The sequence below is a fragment of the Streptomyces marinisediminis genome (genome assembly GCF_026262575.1).
Lineage (GTDB): Bacteria > Actinomycetota > Actinomycetes > Streptomycetales > Streptomycetaceae > Streptomyces > Streptomyces marinisediminis.
In genome coordinates, this window is sequence record NZ_JAPKFL010000045.1 from 1 (window position 1) to 18812 (window position 18812).

Sequence of the window (18812 nt, forward strand, 5' to 3'; positions counted from 1 at the left end):
GGCGGGGGGGGTGGTGTTGGGGGGGGGGGGGGGGGGGGGGGGGGGGGGGGGGGGGGGGGGGGGGGGGGGGGTGGGGGGGGGGGGGGGGGGCTGTGCGTGGTAGACGGCAGCGACAGCAGGCGGTGCCGGCGCGCGGGGTCGGGCGCGGGGAGAGGGAGAGGTAAGTGGGCGACGTTCTGTTCGGCCCGTGGTCGCTCGGCTGGAGCGTCGCGCTGTTCGCCCTGTCCGGGGTGGTCACCGTCCTCGGGAGCGTGCGGCTGGCCGGGGTCGGTGACGTGCTCGCCGACCGCACCGGGCAGGGCGAGGCCTTCTTCGGCGCGGTGTTCTTCGGGCTGGTGACGTCGCTCTCGGGCATCGTCATGACGGCGGTGAGCGCCTCCGGCGGGCACCCCGGGCTCGCGTACAGCAACGCCGTCGGCGGCATCGCGGCGCAGACGCTAGCGGTGGTCGTGGCCGACGCCGCGTACCGCAGGGTCAACCTGGAGCACGCCGCCGCCTCGCTGTCCAACATCCTCTTCGGCTGTCTGCTCATGAGCCTGCTGGGCATCGTGCTGATGGCCGCGTTCAGCCCGGAGGCCACGGTGCTCGGGGTGCACCCGGCGGCGCCGGTCATGGTGGCGGTGTACTGGGGCGGGGTGCGGTTCATCAGCGACCGGCGGCGGCCCATGTGGGAGGCCGTGCACACCGAGCAGACCGTGCCGGACGAGCCCGACGACCAGGGCGAGGAGGGCGACCGGCGGCGGCTGGGGGTGCTGTGGGGCGAGTTCGCGGCCGTCGCCGGGACGGTGGTGGTCAGCGGCTGGGTGGTGGCCCGGTCGGCGGAGGTGCTGGTGGACGAGACCGGCCTGTCCGCCGGGTTCGTCGGCGCGGTGCTGATGGGCGTGGTGAACGCCCTGCCGGAGACGGTCGCCGCGGTGGCCGCCGTCCGCCGGGGCGCCCTGACGCTGGCCATCGCGGCGATCATCGGCGGCAACTGCCTGGACGCGCTCAACCTCGTCGTCGGCGACATCGCCTTCCGGGGCGGCTCGCTGTTCCACGCGGCCGACCGGGACCAGCTCTTCCTGACCGCCGGCTCGCTGGTGATGACGACCGCGCTGCTGGCCGGGCTGCTGATCCGGCAGAAGCGCGGCTGGCTGCGCCTGGGGTTCGACGGCGCGCTGCTCCTGGCGACCTACGTCGCCATCGTCGCCGTCCTGGCCACCTGATCCGGGCCGGGCCCGCCCGGAACGCTTCAGTCCGCTTCGTTGAGGTGGCGGCGCAGGGTGTCGGCGAAGTCCTCCGCGGCGACGAGCTGTGCGCGGAGGGCGGCGCACCGGGACTCGGCCAGCTCCCGGTAGGCGGCGACGCGGGCGCGCAGGCGGTCCCGGTCGGGCGGCGGCACGGTGTCGGGGTGCGCGAGGGCGTCGGTGGCTTCCAGCAGGTCGCGCATCTCTTCCAGGGAGAAGCCCAGCGGCTTCATGCGCCGCACGACCAGGAGCCGCTCGACGTCGGCCTCGGTGTAGAGGCGGAACCCGCCCTTGCTGCGGGCGGACGGCGGGACGAGGCCGACCTCCTCGTAGTGGCGGATGGTGCGCAGCGACAGGCCCGTCCGCTCGGCGACCTGGCCGATCTGCATGTGCTCCGCCGCCATCTCCGGTCGCTCTCCTCGTGTGTGGTCCGGCGGCCCGTGGTGCGGTGGCCTCGCGGTCCGATCGTGTGCTGGTCCGGTCGTGTGCTGGTCCGGTGGTCCGGCGGTCGGCGCCGTCCTGTGCGGCGCCGCGGACGCGGCGCACCCGCGGTGTATGCCCGCGGTGCGCGGCCCACCGGGGTACGGCCGCGCGGCACCCTCCGGTCCGCGCCCGGCCCCACGGACCTCCCGGCCATGATGCCTGATCCGGCGCCCGGGCCACCCGCCGCCCTCCCGGCCGGGCGGCGCGCGACGGCCGTCCCGGGCTTCCCCGGGCCTTCGCGGGCGGGACGGTCGGTGATCGCCGACCGTCCCGCCCGCGTGCTCCCGGGCGCTTCCGGGCACATGTCAGGGAGCCACACTACGAAAGAAACGCTCATGGAGATCTCCGGCCTGCTCACGGCCATCCTCATCGGCATCGTGATCGGCGTGCTGGGGCGGCTCGCGCTGCCCGGACGGCAGCGCATCGGCGTCATCTGGACCATCCTCGTCGGCGTCCTCGCCGCGCTCCTGGGCACGGCGATCGCCGCGGCCGTGGGCGTCGCCGACACCGACGGCGTCGACTGGATCGAACTGGCCCTCCAGGTCGCGCTCGCGGCCGGTGGTGTGGCCGCCGTGGAGCGGTTCAAGGGCGGCCGGTGACGCCGCGCTTCCCGCGCCCTGCCGCCCGGCAGCGGGACGGCGCCCGCGCGACGGCGCCGGGCGGCCGCGCGGAGCGGCACGGCGGACGGGCGGCGGGCGCCGGGTGACGCGTGTTTCCGGGGGCGGTGGGTGAACTCCGGTGCCCGCGGGGTCGGGCGCGACGCCGACGACGCGCACCGGGGCGGCGGCGCGGCCCTCGGTGGCCCGCACCCGGCCCAGCGACCCGGGGGCGGGTTGAGCATCTCGCGGTGACGGCGCACCGGGCGCGCGACGCGCCCCCCACCGAGTAGGGCCACCACCGTGCACAGCCACCACCGGCCAGCACCGCCACCGAGCACCGCCACCGAGCGCGGCCACCGCCGAGCAGCGCCACCGCCGGACGGCGTCCGCACTCCGCGCGCCGTGCGCACCGCCCCGGCCCCCCATCGCCTCGCACCGCGCCCGGCGTGGCCCGAAAGGTGGGGTTCTCGTCGTTGCGGACGCCGCGCGCGGCGCCGAAAAATGAGCGCGTGACACAGGACGTGGAGAAGCGCGCCGAGCGGTGCCGGGACGTGCTCGTCGTCGTGTTCGACGGCGTGCAGAGCCTGGACCTGGCCGGCCCGGTGGAGGTGTTCACCGGGGCCGGGTACGCGTCCGGGCGCCCGGGGGCCTACCGGGTGCGGACGGCGTCGCCGGACGGCGAGCCGGTGCGCTGTTCGAGCGGGCTCACGCTCGTGCCGGACGCCGCTCTTCCCGACGTCACCGTGACGCACACCCTGCTGGTGCCCGGCGGCCACGGCACCCGGGTGCCGGACGCCCGGGTGGTGGAGTGGCTGCGCGTCCACGGCCGGTCGGCGCGCCGCCTGCTGTCGGTGTGCACCGGGGCGTCGCTGCTCGCCGAGGCGGGGCTGCTGCGGGGCCGCAGGGTGGCCACGCACTGGGCGCACAGCGACGCGCTGGCCCGTGCGCACCCGGACGTGGCGGTGGACGCGGACCCCATCTACGTCCGCGACGGGCACGTGGCCACCTCCGCCGGGGTGACCTCGGGCATCGACCTGGCGCTCGCCCTCGTCGAAGAGGACCTGGGCCGGGAGGTCGCCCTCACCGTCGCCCGGCACCTGGTGGTCTTCCTGCGCCGGCCCGGCAACCAGGCGCAGTTCAGCGCCCAGCTCGCCGCCCAGACGGCGCGTCGGCAGCCGCTGCGCGAGGTGCAGCAGTGGATCACCGAGCACCCGGAGGCCGACCTGTCGGTGACCGCGCTGGCCGAGCGGGCCCGGCTCTCGCCCCGGCACTTCACCCGCGCCTTCCACGCGGAGACGGGTCTGCCGCCGGGCCGCTACGTGGACCGGGTGCGGCTGGAGCACGCCCGGCGGCTGCTGGAGGACGGCCCGGCCGGGGTGGAGGAGGTCGCCCGGGCCAGCGGTTACGGCACTCCGGAGGCGATGCGCCGGGCGTTCCTCAAGGCGCTGGGCACGGCCCCGGCGGAGTACCGCCGCCGCTTCCGTCCGGCCCCCGTCCCCTGACCCGCCGCCCGCCACCTCCGCACCCTCACCCCGGTCCGCCCGGCCCCGGTCCGGCGCGCCGTCCCGTGCGCCCGGGCGCCCCGGCCCGGGCACCCCTGGCCCGGCCCGTCACGCCCGCGTCGTCCGGCCCCGAGACCGCCGCACCCACCCCACCCTGGAGGAGAGACGCATGCAGATCGCCGTCCTGCTGTACGAGAACTTCACCCTGCTGGACGCCGCCGGGCCCTACCAGACGCTGAGCCCGCTCCCGGGCGCCGAGACGGTGTTCGTCGCCGAACGGCCGGGCGCGGTCGTGGACGACCAACGCGGCCTGGGAGTGGTGGCGACCGCGGCGCTGACCGAGGTGACGCGTCCGGACATCGTGGTCGTCCCCGGCGGCCCGGCGCCCGACCTGGAGAACGCGGCGGTGCTCGACTGGCTGCGCGCGGTGGACGCCACCACCACCTGGACCGTCTCGGTGTGCACCGGGGCCCTGCTGCTCGGGGCGGCCGGGCTGCTGCGCGGTCGCCGGGCGACGACGCACTGGCTGTCCCTGGACCGGCTGCGCGCGTTCGGCGCCGAGCCGGTGGAGGAGCGCGTCGTCTTCGACGGCAAGTACGTCACCGGCGCCGGCGTCTCCGCCGGGATCGACCTGGGGCTGACGCTCGCCGGGCGGATCGGCGGCGACGCGCACGCGCAGGCGGTGCAGCTGATGACCGAGTACGACCCCCGGCCGCCCTACGACGCCGGCAGCCCGCACACGGCCCCCACCGACCTGGTCGAGCGCCTCCGCGCCCGGACCGCGGCCCGGTGACCGCACGCCGGCGCGGAGACGTGCGGCGGGGCGCGCGGGCCGGGGGCGTCAGGCCGTGGACGCCTCGGTGAGCAGCGCCCGGCCCGGGTCCTCGGGGATCGGGCGGCCCAGCACCCGGCCGTCGCCGCTGCCCACGGACATCACGCCCACCACCGTGCCCGACTCGGTGGCGGCGTCGTAGTCCTGGAGCCACGGCCCGCCGCTCGCGCCCCGGGTGAGCGGGCACGGCCGCAGCAGCAGCCCGCCGACGTTGGAGGAGTGCGCGGTGTGCCGGGTCAGCAGCTCGGCGCGGCCCGAGCAGTGGGCGAGCGTCTCGCCGTCGTAGGGGGGTGCGGCCGGGTACCCCATCGGCAGCACCGGCGCGCCGTCGTCCACGGGGGCGAAGTCCAGCCGGTTGGCTCCGTGGGTCTGCTGGAGGGTGCGCCCGCCGCGCTTCTCCACCGTCACGAAGGCGTAGTCGTGCGGGAGTATGGCGTCCAGGTGCCGGTTGACGTCCCAGCCCGGGGGCGTGTGGTAGGAGACGACCTTCCAGCCCCGCTCCATCACCGCGCCCGGCCCGGCGGCGCCCCCGGGGTAGTCCGGGGCGAACCAGGCGCGGCGCGGCAGGTTCGGGTGCTCGGGGGAGCGCAGGCAGTGCGCGGCGGTCGCGACGACGCTGCCGCCGGGCGCGTCCACTATGGCGCCGGAGCAGACGCCCAGGCGCCCGTCGTCCAGCTCGGTGACGAGCTTGCCGACCGTGGCGACGCTGCGGGACGCCCACGGCTCGCCCTGTGCGCCGACCGCCGCGGTGTCCGGGCGCGCCGGGCCGGTGGCGCCGGCGAGGGCGAGCGCGCCGAAGAGGGTGGCCAGTCCCGCCGTGGCCGTCCGTATGTGCTCCATCACCCCACCGTCCGGGGTGCGCGGGCGGGCGGCCACCGGTCACGGCCGACCGGGTTACCCGGGGACGCGGCGGCCCGCACCCGGAGTTACCGCGAGCAACACACTCACTCCGGCACATTGACACCGGGCGGCGGCACGCGCATTCTCCTTGCCAACTTACTGGTCCGTAAGGTCAGTTCAGGTCGCGCTTTCCCCCAGGAGTGCCCGTGCAGCCACGCCGCCGCGGTCGAACCGCCGCAGCCGCCCTCGCCCTCGTCTCCGCGCTCGCCCTCGGCCTCGCCGCCGCGCCGGGGGCCCGGGCGGACGACCGGCCCCCCTTCTACGAGCCGCCCGCCGCCCTGCCCGCGGCGAACGGCGACGTCATCCGCACCGAGCCCGCCGCCTTCCACCTCGACCCGCTGCGGCTGACCGAGGCCGACGCGCACGTGGACCGGATCATGTACCGCAGCACCGACGGCGCGGGCGACCCCGTCGCCGTCACCGGCACCCTCCTCACGCCCGAGCGGCCCTGGTCGGGCGCCGGGGAACGGCCGCTGGTCGGCTACGCCGTCGGCACGCAGGGGCTGGGCGACTCCTGCGCGCCCTCCCGGCAGCTCGCGGCCGGCTCCGAGTACGAGGGCCTGTTCGTGAACGGCCTGCTCGCCCGGGGCTACGCCGTCGTCCTCACCGACTACGAGGGCCTGGGCACCCCCGGCACCCACACCTACGTCAACCGCGCCGTCTCCGGCCACGCGGTGCTCGACGCGCTGCGCGCGGCGCAGCGGCTGCCCGGCGGGCGCGTGCCCGCCGACGGCCCGGTGGCGGTCACCGGCTACTCCCAGGGCGGCGCCGCCGCCGCGGCCGCCGCCGAGCTGGCCCCGGCCTACGCGCCCGAACTCCGCCTCGTGGGCGTCGCGCTCGGCGCCCCGCCCACCGACCTCCACGCCGTCGCCGAGAACCTCGACGGCTCCCTCTACGCCGGCTTCCTCGGCTACGCGGTCGCCGGCCTCGCCGCGGGCTACGACGTCGACACCGATCCCTACCTCAACGCCGAGGGGCGCGCGCTGCTGGAGGAGTCCGCCGAGCTGTGCACCGCCGAGGTCGTCGCCGCGCACGCGTTCACCCGCACCGAGACCCTCACCGCGAACGGCAAGCCCCTGACGGAGTACCTGAAGGAGCCGCGCTGGCGGGCGATCGTCGACGAGCAGTTCATCGGCGCCGGCACCCCGCGGGTGCCCACGCTCGTCACGCACAGCCTGCTGGACGACGTCATACCGTACGTGCTGGGCCGCGACCTGGCCGCCGACTGGTGCGCGAACGGCGCCACCGTCCAGTTCGCCCCGATGCTCGCGCCCACCCACGTCGGCGGCGCCGTGGCCTCCTACCCGCGCGTCTTCGCCTGGCTGGACGACCGCTTCACCGACCGCCCCGCCCGCTCCACCTGCTGACCGCGCCCGCGGTCCCCGGCGCGCCCCGGCCGGTGCGCGCCGGGGACCGCGGCGGACACTGGGACGATGGATACCGTCTACCGCGACGCGTCCGCCCGGCGCCGCGTCACCCAGTGGTGCCGGGACCGGCTCGACGGCTGGGACGTGCCGCACCACCGCGAGCGGGTGGCCACGGCGCTGGGCGACACGCACGTCCTGACGGCCGGGTCGGGCCCGGGCACCGTCCTCGTGGTGCCCGGGACCAACTTCAACGCGGCGACCAGCCTGCCGCTGGCCGCCGCGCTCGCCCGCCGGTGGCGCACCCACGTCGTCGACGTGCCCGGGCAGCCCGGGCTCAGCGCCCCCACCCGGCCGCCGGGCCGGTCCCCGGGCGGGTACGGGACCTGGCTGGGCGAGGTGCTGGACCAGCTCGCGCGGGGCCCGGTGGTCGTGGTGGGCCACTCGCTCGGCGGCGGCATCGCGCTGGCCTGCGCCTCGCCGCACCTGGCCGGACGGGTGCTGCTCGCCCCCGCCGGACTGGCGCGGCTGCGGGTGACGCCGCGGGTGCTCGCGGTGTCGCTGCCCTGGCTGCTGCGGCCCGACGAGCGCCGCGGCGCACGCCTGCTGGACGTGCTCACCGGCCCCGGCACCGCCCCGCGGACGGAGCTGGCGACGTGGCTGACCCTGGTGGCGCGCTCCTGCCGCAGCAGCCTCGCGCCCGCCCCGCTGCCCGGCCCCGTGCTGGAGCGCGCCCGGGCGGTGCCGAACGCGGTGGCCACCGGCGAGCACGACGTCTTCCTTCCGCCCCGCCGCCTCACCCGCCCGGCCCGCGCCCGGCTGGGCGTGCCGGTGCGGACGCTGCCCGGCGCCGGGCACCTGGCGCCGGACACGGATCCGGCGCTGGTGGCCGACCTGGTCGCGGCGCTGCCCGACCCCCCGCCGGCGCGGTGACGCGCCCCCGCGCCGCCCCGGCGCCCCACCCGGCCGCCGGAAAGCGGGACGAGGAACATGCCCTGATCGCGGGTGCGGAGGATGATGGGTAAGGCCACGGCCGACGCCCCACGTGCGGACGGGAAGGAGGGCTGGGATGAGTCCTGACAGCGGCTGGCACCCCGGCTCTCCGCGGCGCTTCGGACAGCGGGGCCGCACGGGCCGGGTGGACGCGGGCCCGGCCTCCCCCGGCGGGCTGCTCGACGTGCTCACCGTCGCCACGTTCGTGCTCGACGAGCGCGGCCGCATCGTCTTCTGGAGCCCGCAGGCCGAGGTGCTGCTGGGCTACACCGCGCAGGAGGCGCTGGGCCGGTACGCCGCGCGCCTGCTGGTGCCCGAGGAGCACTTCGACCTCGTGCTGCGCCTGTTCCGCGACGTCATGCGGGACGAGCGGGGGAGCTGGAAGGGCAGCTTCCCCGTCCGGCAGCGTGACGGCGGCACCCGCGTGCTGGAGTTCCGCAACATGCGGCTGCTGGACGACCTCGGCGACGTCTACGCGCTCGCCCTGGCCACGGACCAGTCCACGCTGCGCCGCGTCGAGCGGGACCTCGCGCTCTCGGTCCGCCTGGTCGAGCAGTCCCCGATCGGCCTGGCCGTCCTCGACACCGAGCTGCGCTACGTCACCGTCAACCCCGCCCTGGAGCGGATCAGCGGCGTGCCCGCCGAGCAGCACATCGGCCGCCGGGTGCGCGAGACGCTGCCCTTCCTGGACGCGGCGACCGCCGAGTCGGCCATGCGCCGGGTGCTGGCCACCGGCGTCCCGCTGCTGGACCACTACACGACCGGACGCCGGCCGGCCGACCCCCGGCAGGAGCACGCGTGGTCGGTGTCCCTGCACCGGCTGGAGGACGCCGGGGGCCGCGTGCTGGGCCTGGCCACCTCCGTCGTGGACGTCACCGACCGGCACCTGGCCGCGAAGGAGGCCGACCGCGCCCGGCACCGCCTGGCCGTCGTCGCCGACGCCTCGGTGCGCATCGGCACCACCCTGGACCTGGAGCAGACGGCCCGCGAGCTGGCCGACGTCGCCGTGCCCGAGCTGGCCGACGTGGCCGCCGTCGACGTGCTGGACGCCGCGCTGGCCGAACGCCGCAGCCCACCGGCGCCAAGCGGCGCCGCGGTCTTCCGCGCCCTGGCCGTCAACGCCGCCTACCCCACGGAGGCCGTGGGCGCCGCCGACCCGCCCGGCGAGGTGGCCCGCTACGACGCCGACCGCCTGGTCACCCGGTGCGTGCGCACCGGCCGACCGGTGCTCGTCACCCATGTGGAGGAGGCGGACCTGCGCTCCGTCGCCCGCGACCCGGACGCCGCCGCGCTGCTCGCCCGCGCCGGCGTCCACTCCTACCTCGCGGTGCCGCTCATCGCCCGCGGCGAGGTGCTGGGCGCGCTCGACCTCAAGCGCGCCCGCAACCCGCTGCCCTTCGACGCCGACGACGTCGCCCTCGCCGCCGAGCTCGCCGCCCGGGCCGCCGTGTGCATCGACAACGCCCGCTGGTACGAGCGCCAGCGCAACGCCGCGATCACCCTCCAGCGCAGCCTGCTGCCGCAGCACCCGCCGCACCTGGCCGGCCTGGAGGTCGCCTCCCGCTACCAGCCGGCCGGGGCGGCCAGCGAGGTCGGCGGCGACTGGTTCGACACGCTCCCGCTCAGCGACGACAAGACGGCGCTGATCGTCGGGGACGTCATGGGCAGCGGCATGACCGCCGCCACCACCATGGGCCGCCTGCGCACCGCCACCCAGACCCTGGCCGAGCTGGACCTCGACCCGGCGGAGCTGCTGCGCCACCTGGACAAGATCACCGCGGGCATCGACAACTACATCGCCACGTGCCTGTACGCGCTGTACGACCCGCGCACCGCGGCCTGCTGCGTGGCCAACGCCGGGCACCTGCCGCCGGTGCTGCTGCGCCCCGGCCGCCCGCCGACGCTGGTGGACCTGCCCAGCGGGGCGCCGCTGGGCGTCGCCGGCACCGGCGGCGTCGGCTTCCGCAGCACCACCGTCCCGCTGCGCCCCGGCGACCGGCTCGTCCTCTACACCGACGGCCTGGTGGAGCGGCGGGACGTGGACATCGACATGCGGCTGGAGACGCTGCTGCGCCTCCTGGACGGCCCGGACCGCCCGCTGGAGGAGACCTGCGACCTGCTGCTGGAGCACCTGCGCGGCGACGACGCGCACGACCACGACGACGCGGCGCTGCTCGTCGCCCGCGTCCGGGAGTGACGCGGGGGCGAACAGCGCCGCGGGCGGCGGCCCGGGGCCTACTCGCCGCGGCGCGGAGCCGGGCGCCAGACCACGAGCGCGCTGGACTGCTGCACGTCCTCGTAGCGCACCAGGTCGCGGCGGTAGGAGGCGTGCACCTGGGCCTCGCGCTGGCGCATGGCCAGCGCCGCGCCCTCCACCGCCTGCTGGAGCTCGGCGACGCGCGACTGGAGCGCCGCCACCTGGTTCTCCAGCTCGATGATGCGCTTGATGCCGGCGAGGTTGATCCCCTCGTCCTGGCTGAGCCGCTGCACCTCGCGCAGCAGCTCGATGTCGCGCGCCGAGTAGCGCCGCCCGCGACCGGCCGTGCGGTCGGGGCAGACGAGGCCGAGGCGGTCGTACTGGCGCAGCGTCTGCGGGTGCAGCCCGGAGAGCTGCGCGGCGACCGAGATGACGTAGACGGGCGTCTCCTCCGTCAGCTCGTACGGGTTGTTCCTGCGTCCACCTCGGCCGTCCACCTCAGTCTCCCTTCGCGGCCTGGAACAGCGCCGCCCGTGGGTCCTCACCCGCCATCGCCTCGCGGTAGGACTCCAGGGCCTGACGCGCCTGGTCGTTCAGCTCCCCGGGGACGGCCACCTCGACGGTGACCAGCAGGTCGCCCCGGGTGCCGTCCTTGCGCACCGCGCCCTTGCCCCGGGCCCGCAGCGTGCGCCCGCCCGGAGTGCCCGCGGGCAGCTTGAGCTTGACCGGTGGGCCGCCGAGCGTGGGCACGCTGATCTCCCCGCCGAGCGCCGCCTCGGTGAACGAGACGGGCACCGTCACCGTCAGGTTGTCGCCGCGCCGCCCGAACACCGGGTGGGCGTCCACGTGGACGACGACGTACAGGTCCCCGTGGGGCCCGCCGCGCTCGCCCGGCGCGCCCTTGCCGCGCAGCCGGATGCGCTGTCCGTCGGAGACGCCGGCCGGGATGCGCACCTGCATGGTGCGCGAGCTGGTGGCCCGCCCGCTGCCCCGGCAGACCTCGCACGGGTTCTCCGCGATCAGACCACGGCCCCGGCAGTCCAGGCACGGGTCGGTGAGCGAGAAGCCCCCGCCGCCGCCCCGGCTGACCTGGCCGGTGCCCACGCACGTCGGGCACACCCGGGGCGTGCCGTTCTTGTCCCCGGTGCCCGAACAGGCCTTGCACGCGGCGCTGCTGGACATGCGCAGCGGCACCGTCGCGCCGTCCACGGCCTCGGTGAAGCTGAGCGTCACCTCGGACTCGACGTCCTGGCCGCGCCGCGGCTGGGTCCGGGTGCCGGTGCCACCGCGGTTGAACAGCCCGCCGAAGACGTCGCCCAGGCCGCCGCCGAAGCCGCCGCCCGGTCCGCCCTGGCCCGCGCCGCCGAAGAGGTCGCCCAGGTCGAAGCCGCCGGTGCCCGCGGTGCCGCCCGGGCCGGGCCGGAAGCCGCCGGAGCCGAGCAGGGCGCGCGCCTCGTCGTACTCCTTGCGGTTCTTGGCGTCGGAGAGGACCTCGTTGGCCTCGCCGACCTCCTTGAAGCGCTCCTCCGCCTTGGCGTCGCCCTTGTTGGCGTCCGGGTGGTACTCGCGGGCGAGCTTGCGGTACGCCTTCTTGATCTCCGCCTCGGTGGCGTCCTTGGGGACACCGAGCACCCGGTACAGGTCTTTCTCCAGGACTTCCCTGCTGAGGTTCATCCGCGGCGTCCCTCCTTCCGCCTGCCTGCCGCCCCCCGGGCGGGCCGCGTGGTGCGGCCCGCCCGGGAGCGCGTGCCCGCGTCAGCCCTCGTCCGGGCCACCGCTGTCCTTGTCCGTCGCCGAGGCGTCGTCCGCCTGCTCCGCCGGGGCCGACTCCGCGCCGGGCTGGCTGCCCGGCTGGGGCTCGGCCACGCCGACCCGCGCGGGGCGGATCGTGCGCTCGCCGATGCGATACCCCGGCTGGAGGATCTGCACGCACGTCGTCTCGGTGACGTCCGGCGAGTACGAGTGCATCAGCGCCTCGTGCACCGTCGGGTCGAAGGGCTCGCCCTCCTTGCCGAACTGGTGCAGGCCCATCTTGGCCGCCACCGTCTCCAGCGACTCGGCCACCGACTTGAAGCCGCCGACCAGTTCGCCGTGCTCCCGGGCCCGGCCGATGTCGTCGAGCACCGGCAGCAGCTCGGTCAGCAGGTTGGCGACCGCCATCTCCTTGACGGCGACGCGGTCCCGCTCCACCCGGCGGCGGTAGTTGGCGAACTCCGCCTGGAGCCGCTGCAGATCCTGCGTGCGCTCGTTGAGCGCCGTCTGGGCCTGGTCGAGCTGCGCGGTGAGCCCGACCTCCTGAAGCTCCTTCGAGTCCCCGGCCCCGGCCGCCGGGCCCGCCTCGTCGGCGGGACCGGCGCCGGTGGCGGCAGCCTCATCGGACTGGGCGGCGGTGCCGTCGGCGGGGACTTCGGGCTTCTCCTCGAAGCCCGGCGTCTCCTCCGTCACGCGGCACCTCCACGGCCCTTGTCGGTCTTCTCGTCGTCCACGATCTCGGCGTCGACGACGTCGTCGTCGGCCTGCGCGCCGCCCTGCTGGGCGCCCGCGTCCCCGGCCTCGCCGCCGGCCGCGGCCTGCTGGGCCTGCGCGTCGGCGTACAGGGCCTGGCCCAGCTTCTGGCTGGTGGCGGCGACCTTCTCGGTGGCCTCGCGGATCGCGGCGGTGTCCTCGCCCTTCAGCTTCTCCTTGAGGTCGCCGACGGCCTCCTCGACCTCCGACTTGGTGTCGGCCGGGACCTTCTCCTCGTTCTCCTGGAGGAACTTCTCGGTGGTGTAGACGAGCTGTTCCGCCTGGTTGCGCGTCTCGGCGGCCTCGCGGCGCTTGGAGTCCTCCTCCGCGTACTGCTCGGCGTCGCGCATCATGCGCTCGATGTCCTCCTTGGGGAGAGCCGAGCCGCCGGTGACGGTCATGCGCTGCTCCTTGCCGGTACCGAGGTCCTTGGCGGAGACGTGCATGATGCCGTTGGCGTCGATGTCGAAGGTGACCTCGACCTGCGGGACGCCGCGCGGGGCGGGCGGCAGGCCGGTCAGCTCGAACATCCCGAGCTTCTTGTTGTACGCCGCGATCTCGCGCTCGCCCTGGTAGACCTGGATCTGCACCGACGGCTGGTTGTCCTCGGCCGTGGTGAAGATCTCCGAGCGCTTCGTCGGGATCGTGGTGTTGCGCTCGATGAGCTTGGTCATGATGCCGCCCTTGGTCTCGATGCCGAGGGACAGCGGGGTGACGTCCAGCAGCAGGACGTCCTTGACCTCGCCCTTGAGCACACCGGCCTGGAGGCTGGCGCCGATGGCGACGACCTCGTCCGGGTTGACGCCCTTGTTGGCCTCCTTGCCGCCGGTCAGCTCCTTGACGAGCTCGGCGACGGCGGGCATGCGGGTGGAGCCGCCGACGAGGACCACGTGGTCGATCTGGTCCAGGCGGATGCCCGCGTCCTTGATGACGTTGTGGAACGGCGTCTTGCAGCGGTCCAGCAGGTCCTGCGTGAGCTGCTGGAACTGCGCGCGCGTCAGCTTCTCGTCGAGGTGCAGGGGGCCCTCGGCGGAGGCGGTGATGTAAGGCAGGTTGATCGTGGTCTCGGACGACGAGGACAGCTCGATCTTCGCCTTCTCGGCGGCTTCGCGCAGGCGCTGCAGCGCCATCTTGTCCTTGCTCAGATCCACGCCGTGCCCGGACTGGAACTGCTTGACCAGGTAGTCGACGACGCGCTGGTCCCAGTCGTCACCACCGAGGTGGTTGTCGCCGTTGGTGGCCTTCACCTCGACCACGCCGTCGCCGATCTCCAGCAGCGAGACGTCGAAGGTGCCGCCGCCGAGGTCGAAGACCAGGATCGTCTGGTCTTCCTTCTCCATGCCGTACGCGAGCGCGGCGGCCGTCGGCTCGTTGACGATGCGCAGGACGTTCAGGCCCGCGATCTCGCCGGCCTCCTTGGTGGCCTGCCGCTCGTGGTCGTTGAAGTACGCCGGGACGGTGATGACGGCGTCGGTGACCTTCTCGCCCAGGTAGGCCTCGGCGTCCCGCTTCAGCTTCTGCAGCACGAACGCGCTGATCTGCTGCGGGTTGAAGTCCTTGCCGTCCAGGTCGATCTTCCAGTCGGTGCCCATGTGGCGCTTGACCGACCGGATCGTCCGGTCCACGTTGGTGACGGCCTGGCGCTTGGCGACCTCGCCGACCAGCACCTCACCGTTCTTCGCGAAGGCGACGACGGACGGCGTGGTCCTGGCGCCCTCCGCGTTGGTGATGACGGTGGGCTCACCGCCTTCGAGCACACTGACGACGGAGTTCGTCGTACCCAGGTCGATGCCGACCGCACGTGCCATGTGAGGATCTCCTCCAGCTAAGTCTTGAGTGGAACTGGCTCAAGAGTGCCTGAGGCCCGCGCCCGCGTCAAGCAAGGTGAGTGCGAGCGGCTCAACTTGCCTGTCACTCGCTCGCGCACGGCGGACGTCTTCCCAGCTCAGCGCGTTCCAGGTGGACGCCGACCGGGATGCGGCCCCCGTCGAGTGCCCGGAAGGGCGCCCCTCCATGGCCGTCCACCGCGGCGCGGGCACGGCGGCCGCCGCCGGCCGGACGCGCCCCGACCGAGGGCGGCTCCCGGCGGCGCGGCGCAGCGGCGACCGCCGCGCGCCGGTCCGCACGGGAGGGCGACCGAAAACGCGGCGGAGGGAAAACGGCGAGGGCGCGGGAAAGGCGAGGGAAGGACCAGGGAAAGGCGAGCGGACACGGTTGCGAAGGCCATTCAGTTCGTACTACTACTGCGGCGCCGGGCTGAATTATGTCGCTATTCTCCCGCTTGGAGATTTAAGAAGCACTTTCTCCGGACATGGCAGGCATTGACCAGAGGAATCCCTGCCCGACGGAGATGATGCCGGTGTTCGCGGTGAGGTCCTGGCACGTTCCGTGCCGTCCGCGCGCGCTGTCGGCCCGCGCGGCGGCGGCCGCACTGGCGACGGTACTCGGCGCCGCACCCGTCGGCGCCACCCCCGCGGGCGCCGCGGCGGCGGGTGGCGCGCCGTCCGCCGTCCGCGCCCACGCCGCACCCGCGCCCGGCCACCCGGCGGCGCCCGCGGGATCGTGGACGGCCGCCCCGGCCGGCCGGAGCGGCGACCGCGTCCAGCCGCTGCGCTCGCCCGGGCAGGCGGTCGCCGAGGCGGCGCGGATCTACCGGGAGGCCACCCGCGTCGGCCGCGGCTACGAGCGGGCGAAGGCCGCCGCCGACCGGCAGCGCGCGACCCTGGACCGGCTCACCGAGCGGCTGGAGCGCCAGGAGGCGCGCTACCGGGAGCTGCGCGACGCGGTGGGCGCCGTGGCCGCGGACCAGTACCGCACGGGCGGCCTGCTCGCGGGGGCCCGCGCCGTCCTGGCCGACTCCCCGGAGGCGTTCTTGGCCAGCAGCGCGCACATGGCCCGCAACAACCGCGCCGCCGCCCGGCTGGCCGAGACGGCGGACGAGACCCGGGCCGAGCTCGCCGGGCAGCGGGCGGCGGCCGAGCGGGCGCTGGAGCGGCTGCGCGCGAAGGAGGAGCGGCAGCGCGAGCTCAAGGCCCGCATCGACGTGGAGCTGAAGCGGGCCAGGGAACGGGCGGCACGCCTGGGCGACCGGCCGGAGCGTCCGGCCCCGGCGGCCGGGGGCCGGGGCGGCCCGCGGTCGGCCGGCTGGGTGACGCCGGTGGCCGCCTACCGGCTCACCGCCGGGTACGCGGCGACGGGGGCGCTGTGGAGCAGCGGGCACACCGGGCAGGACTTCGCCGTGCGCACCGGGACGCCGGTGCGCTCCGTCGGCGCGGGCACCGTCGTCCGGGCCGGGTACGCGGGGCCGTACGGCTACCAGGTGGTGATCCGGCACGGGGACGGCTTCCACACCGTCTACGCGCACCTGTCGGTCCTCCAGACCGGGGTGGGGCAGCGGGTGGCGGCGGGCGAGCGGATCGCGCTGTCCGGGTCCACGGGGAACTCCAGCGGGCCGCACCTGCACTTCGAGGTGCGCCGGGGCGGGGCGGGCGGGGCGGCCGTCGAACCGGTGTCCTGGCTGCGCTCGCGGGGGGTGCGGGTGTGAGGGCGGGTTAGCCCACCCTCAGCGACGCAGATCACCGCATGCCGCGCTACTGCCACGGGCCGATAGTGGATAGTCTCGTACGGACTGACTAAGTTACTAACTAGTACGCAGGCTTCGCCGGACCGCGACGGCCCGGCACCGCTACCCCTTCGCAGGCCCGAGGAGCCGTCATGCAACTCGCCGCGATCATCGTCACGCTGAGCCTCACCGTGGTCGCCGTGCCGCTCTTCGTGCGCGCCATCGCACAGATCGTCCGCTTCGTCCGCATCGGCCAACCCGTGCCCGCGGGCACCCGCACGGACGACTGGACGGCGCGTACGGCCACGCTGATCAGGGAGTTCCTCGGGCACACCCGGATGAACCGCTGGGCGGTCGTCGGCGTCGCGCACTGGTTCGTGGCGATCGGCTTCCTCACCCTGCCGCCCACCCTGGCGACCGCCTACGGCCAGCTCTTCCAGGCCGACTGGGTGCTGCCGCTGCTCGGCGGGTTCCTCCCGTACGAGATCTACGTCGAGTTCATCGGCCTCGCCACGACGCTGGGCATCGCCACGCTGATCGTGATCCGGCTGCTGAACCTGCCCTCGCGGGCCGGGCGCAAGTCGCGCTTCACGGGCTCGAAGTCCTGGCAGGCGTACTTCGTCGAGTACGTCATCTTCACCATCGGCCTGGCGATCCTGGTGCTCCGCGGCCTGGAGGGCGCCCTGCACGGCGTCGACCACTACGAGGCCGGCTACTTCGCCTCCTACCCGCTGGTGGCCGCCTTCAGCGGGCTGGAGGCCAGCACGTTGCAGAACCTGGTGTACTTCTGGGCGATGGTGAAGATCGGCGTCTCGCTGATCTGGATGATCACCGTCAGCCTCAACACCAACATGGGCATCGCCTGGCACCGCTTCCTCGCCTTCCCCAACATCTGGTTCAAGCGCGAGGCCAAGGGCGGCACGGCCCTCGGCGAGCTGCAGCCGATGACCTCCGGCGGCAAGCCGATCGACTTCGAGACCGTCTTCGACGAGGAGGGCGGCGAGGAGACCCAGTTCGGCGTCTCGCAGGTCGAGCACTTCTCCTGGAAGGGCATCCTCGACTTCTCCACCTGCACCGAGTGCGGCCGCTGCCAGTCGCAGTGCCCGGCCTGGAACACCGGCAAGCCGCTGTCGCCCAAGCTGCTGATCATGTCGCTGCGCGACCACGCCTACGCCAAGGCGCCGTACCTGCTCGCCGGCGGCGGCAAGAACGCCGAGGGCGAGGAGCGGGCCGGCGCCGAGCAGCTCGCGGACGTGCCCGCCGGCGCGCTCGCCGAGGCCGAGCGGCCGCTGGTGGGCACGCTGGAGGAGAACGGCGTCATCGACCCGGACGTGCTGTGGTCCTGCACCACCTGCGGCGCCTGCGTCGAGCAGTGCCCGGTGGACATCGAGCACGTCGACCACATCGTCGACATGCGCCGCTACCAGGTGATGATCGAGAGCGCGTTCCCCTCCGAGGCCGGGACGATGCTGAAGAACCTGGAGAAGAAGGGCAACCCCTGGGGCCTGGCGAAGAAGCAGCGCCTGGAGTGGACGAAGGAGGTCGACTTCGAGGTGCCGATCGTCGGCAAGACGGTCGAGGACCTCACCGACGTCGACTACCTGTACTGGGTCGGCTGCGCCGGTGCCCTGGAGGACCGGGCCAAGAAGACCACCAAGGCGTTCGCCGAACTGCTGCACATCGCGGGCGTGAAGTTCGCGATCATGGGCGGCGACGAGAAGTGCACCGGCGACTCCGCCCGCCGCCTGGGCAACGAGTTCCTCTTCCAGCAGCTCGGCGAGGAGAACGTCGCCACGCTGAACGCCGCGTTCGGCGAGGAGGACGGGGACGACACCGCGGACGGCGCGGGCGCCCGGCGGCTGCCCACCTCGAAGAAGAAGATCGTCGCGACCTGCCCGCACTGCTTCAACACGATCGCCAACGAGTACCCGCAGCTCGGCGGCCACTACGAGGTCATCCACCACACCCAGCTCCTGCAGCACCTCATCGACGAGGGCCGGCTCGTCCCGGTCACGCCGGTCGAGGGGCTGATCACCTACCACGACCCGTGCTACCTGGGCCGCCACAACACGGTCTACACGCCGCCGCGCGAGATCATCGGCAGGGTTCCGGGACTGCGCAACGAGGAGATGCACCGGCACAAGGAGCGCGGCTTCTGCTGCGGCGCCGGCGGCGCCCGCATGTGGATGGAGGAGCGCATCGGCAAGCGCATCAACAACGAGCGCGTGGACGAGGCGCTGTCCCTGGACCCGGACATCGTCTCCACCGCGTGCCCGTTCTGCCTGGTGATGCTGACCGACTCCGTCAACGGCAAGAAGAACGAGGGCCAGGCCAAGGAGTCCGTGCAGGTCGTGGACGTGGCCCAGCTCCTGCTGGAGTCCGTCAGGACCCCCGCGGGCCCGGACGACGACGGCGGGACCACCGCGGGGACGGACGCCCCCGAACCCGACCCGGAGCCGGCCCCGACCCGCTGAGGACGCCCGGGACCCCGCGCCCACCCGCCCGCGCCCACCCGGCCGCGAGCGCCGGACGAGCTGCCCCCAGCCGTCCAGCGCTCGCGCGTTCCCGCGGCGGCGGCACCGGGCCGGGGGCTGCGCGGGGCGCGGCCGGGGCGGGGCGGGAGCGGGGCGCGGCCGGGCCCGTGGCCCT

15 protein-coding genes are annotated in these 18812 nt (G+C 75.0%); 9 read left to right on the forward strand and 6 right to left on the reverse strand.

The window, feature by feature from the left end:
- Positions 1–164 precede the first annotated feature (164 nt).
- Positions 165–1205, forward strand: coding sequence for a sodium:calcium antiporter (locus OSB71_RS23285; RefSeq protein ID WP_265950778.1), 1041 nt, complete (start codon positions 165–167; stop codon positions 1203–1205).
- A 26-nt stretch (positions 1206–1231) separates the two neighbouring features.
- Here OSB71_RS23285 and OSB71_RS23290 read toward each other — a convergent pair whose 3' ends face one another.
- On the reverse strand, positions 1232–1630 hold the full coding sequence (locus OSB71_RS23290; RefSeq protein WP_265950779.1) for a MerR family transcriptional regulator: 399 nt from the start codon (positions 1628–1630) through the stop codon (positions 1232–1234).
- Between the two features lie 414 nt (positions 1631–2044).
- On the opposite strand from OSB71_RS23290, the gene OSB71_RS23295 reads away from it, so the two are divergent.
- From OSB71_RS23295 to OSB71_RS23305, 3 genes are all read left to right on the forward strand, one after another.
- A complete protein-coding gene (locus OSB71_RS23295; protein WP_265950780.1) occupies positions 2045–2308 on the forward strand; it encodes a GlsB/YeaQ/YmgE family stress response membrane protein in 264 nt (87 codons plus the stop codon).
- A gap of 509 nt (positions 2309–2817) precedes the next feature.
- Complete coding sequence (locus OSB71_RS23300; protein WP_265950781.1) at positions 2818–3810, forward strand: GlxA family transcriptional regulator; 993 nt, start codon at positions 2818–2820, stop codon at positions 3808–3810.
- A gap of 169 nt (positions 3811–3979) precedes the next feature.
- Complete coding sequence (locus OSB71_RS23305; RefSeq protein ID WP_265950782.1) at positions 3980–4603, forward strand: DJ-1/PfpI family protein; 624 nt, start codon at positions 3980–3982, stop codon at positions 4601–4603.
- A gap of 48 nt (positions 4604–4651) precedes the next feature.
- Here OSB71_RS23305 and OSB71_RS23310 read toward each other — a convergent pair whose 3' ends face one another.
- A complete protein-coding gene (locus OSB71_RS23310; RefSeq protein ID WP_265950783.1) occupies positions 4652–5482 on the reverse strand; it encodes a trypsin-like serine peptidase in 831 nt (276 codons plus the stop codon).
- 206 nt (positions 5483–5688) lie between these two features.
- On the opposite strand from OSB71_RS23310, the gene OSB71_RS23315 reads away from it, so the two are divergent.
- From OSB71_RS23315 to OSB71_RS23325, 3 genes are all read left to right on the forward strand, one after another.
- Positions 5689–6909 (forward strand): lipase family protein, encoded by a 1221-nt coding sequence (locus OSB71_RS23315; protein ID WP_265950784.1) that lies wholly within the window; start codon positions 5689–5691, stop codon positions 6907–6909.
- A 66-nt stretch (positions 6910–6975) separates the two neighbouring features.
- Complete coding sequence (locus tag OSB71_RS23320) at positions 6976–7839, forward strand: alpha/beta fold hydrolase (protein ID WP_265950785.1); 864 nt, start codon at positions 6976–6978, stop codon at positions 7837–7839.
- A gap of 136 nt (positions 7840–7975) precedes the next feature.
- On the forward strand, positions 7976–10096 hold the full coding sequence (locus OSB71_RS23325) for a SpoIIE family protein phosphatase (RefSeq protein WP_265950786.1): 2121 nt from the start codon (positions 7976–7978) through the stop codon (positions 10094–10096).
- 38 nt (positions 10097–10134) lie between these two features.
- Here the strand turns inward: OSB71_RS23325 and OSB71_RS23330 are convergent, their stop codons facing one another.
- From OSB71_RS23330 to dnaK, 4 genes are all read right to left on the reverse strand, one after another.
- Positions 10135–10593: a heat shock protein transcriptional repressor HspR gene (locus tag OSB71_RS23330; RefSeq protein WP_265950787.1), complete on the reverse strand. Its 459-nt coding sequence runs from the start codon at positions 10591–10593 to the stop codon at positions 10135–10137.
- 1 nt (position 10594) lies between these two features.
- Positions 10595–11770 (reverse strand): molecular chaperone DnaJ, encoded by a 1176-nt coding sequence (gene dnaJ / locus OSB71_RS23335; RefSeq protein WP_265950788.1) that lies wholly within the window; start codon positions 11768–11770, stop codon positions 10595–10597.
- 81 nt (positions 11771–11851) lie between these two features.
- Positions 11852–12541 (reverse strand): nucleotide exchange factor GrpE, encoded by a 690-nt coding sequence (gene grpE / locus OSB71_RS23340; RefSeq protein ID WP_265950789.1) that lies wholly within the window; start codon positions 12539–12541, stop codon positions 11852–11854.
- A complete protein-coding gene (gene dnaK / locus OSB71_RS23345; RefSeq protein ID WP_265950790.1) occupies positions 12538–14409 on the reverse strand; it encodes a molecular chaperone DnaK in 1872 nt (623 codons plus the stop codon). The genes grpE and dnaK overlap by 4 nt, the downstream gene beginning before the upstream one ends.
- A gap of 503 nt (positions 14410–14912) precedes the next feature.
- On the opposite strand from dnaK, the gene OSB71_RS23350 reads away from it, so the two are divergent.
- Both OSB71_RS23350 and OSB71_RS23355 read left to right on the forward strand, forming a co-directional pair.
- Entirely contained in the window at positions 14913–16145 is a 1233-nt protein-coding gene (locus tag OSB71_RS23350; RefSeq protein ID WP_265950791.1) for a M23 family metallopeptidase, read from the forward strand.
- A 170-nt stretch (positions 16146–16315) separates the two neighbouring features.
- A complete protein-coding gene (locus OSB71_RS23355; RefSeq protein ID WP_265950792.1) occupies positions 16316–18637 on the forward strand; it encodes a (Fe-S)-binding protein in 2322 nt (773 codons plus the stop codon).
- Positions 18638–18812 lie beyond the last annotated feature (175 nt).

What these genes read in the sequence shown, in the direction of transcription:
- OSB71_RS23290 (WP_265950779.1), bottom strand. Translation starts at nt 1,630, where the DNA reads ATGGCGGCGGAGCACATGCAGATCGGCCAGGTCGCCGAGCGGACGGGC.
- OSB71_RS23310 (WP_265950783.1), bottom strand. Translation starts at nt 5,482, where the DNA reads ATGGAGCACATACGGACGGCCACGGCGGGACTGGCCACCCTCTTCGGC.
- OSB71_RS23355 (WP_265950792.1), top strand. Translation starts at nt 16,316, where the DNA reads ATGCAACTCGCCGCGATCATCGTCACGCTGAGCCTCACCGTGGTCGCC.
- OSB71_RS23350 (WP_265950791.1), top strand. Translation starts at nt 14,913, where the DNA reads ATGGCAGGCATTGACCAGAGGAATCCCTGCCCGACGGAGATGATGCCG.
- dnaJ (WP_265950788.1), bottom strand. Translation starts at nt 11,770, where the DNA reads ATGAACCTCAGCAGGGAAGTCCTGGAGAAAGACCTGTACCGGGTGCTC.
- OSB71_RS23305 (WP_265950782.1), top strand. Translation starts at nt 3,980, where the DNA reads ATGCAGATCGCCGTCCTGCTGTACGAGAACTTCACCCTGCTGGACGCC.
- OSB71_RS23325 (WP_265950786.1), top strand. Translation starts at nt 7,976, where the DNA reads ATGAGTCCTGACAGCGGCTGGCACCCCGGCTCTCCGCGGCGCTTCGGA.
- OSB71_RS23295 (WP_265950780.1), top strand. Translation starts at nt 2,045, where the DNA reads ATGGAGATCTCCGGCCTGCTCACGGCCATCCTCATCGGCATCGTGATC.
- dnaK (WP_265950790.1), bottom strand. Translation starts at nt 14,409, where the DNA reads ATGGCACGTGCGGTCGGCATCGACCTGGGTACGACGAACTCCGTCGTC.
- OSB71_RS23320 (WP_265950785.1), top strand. Translation starts at nt 6,976, where the DNA reads ATGGATACCGTCTACCGCGACGCGTCCGCCCGGCGCCGCGTCACCCAG.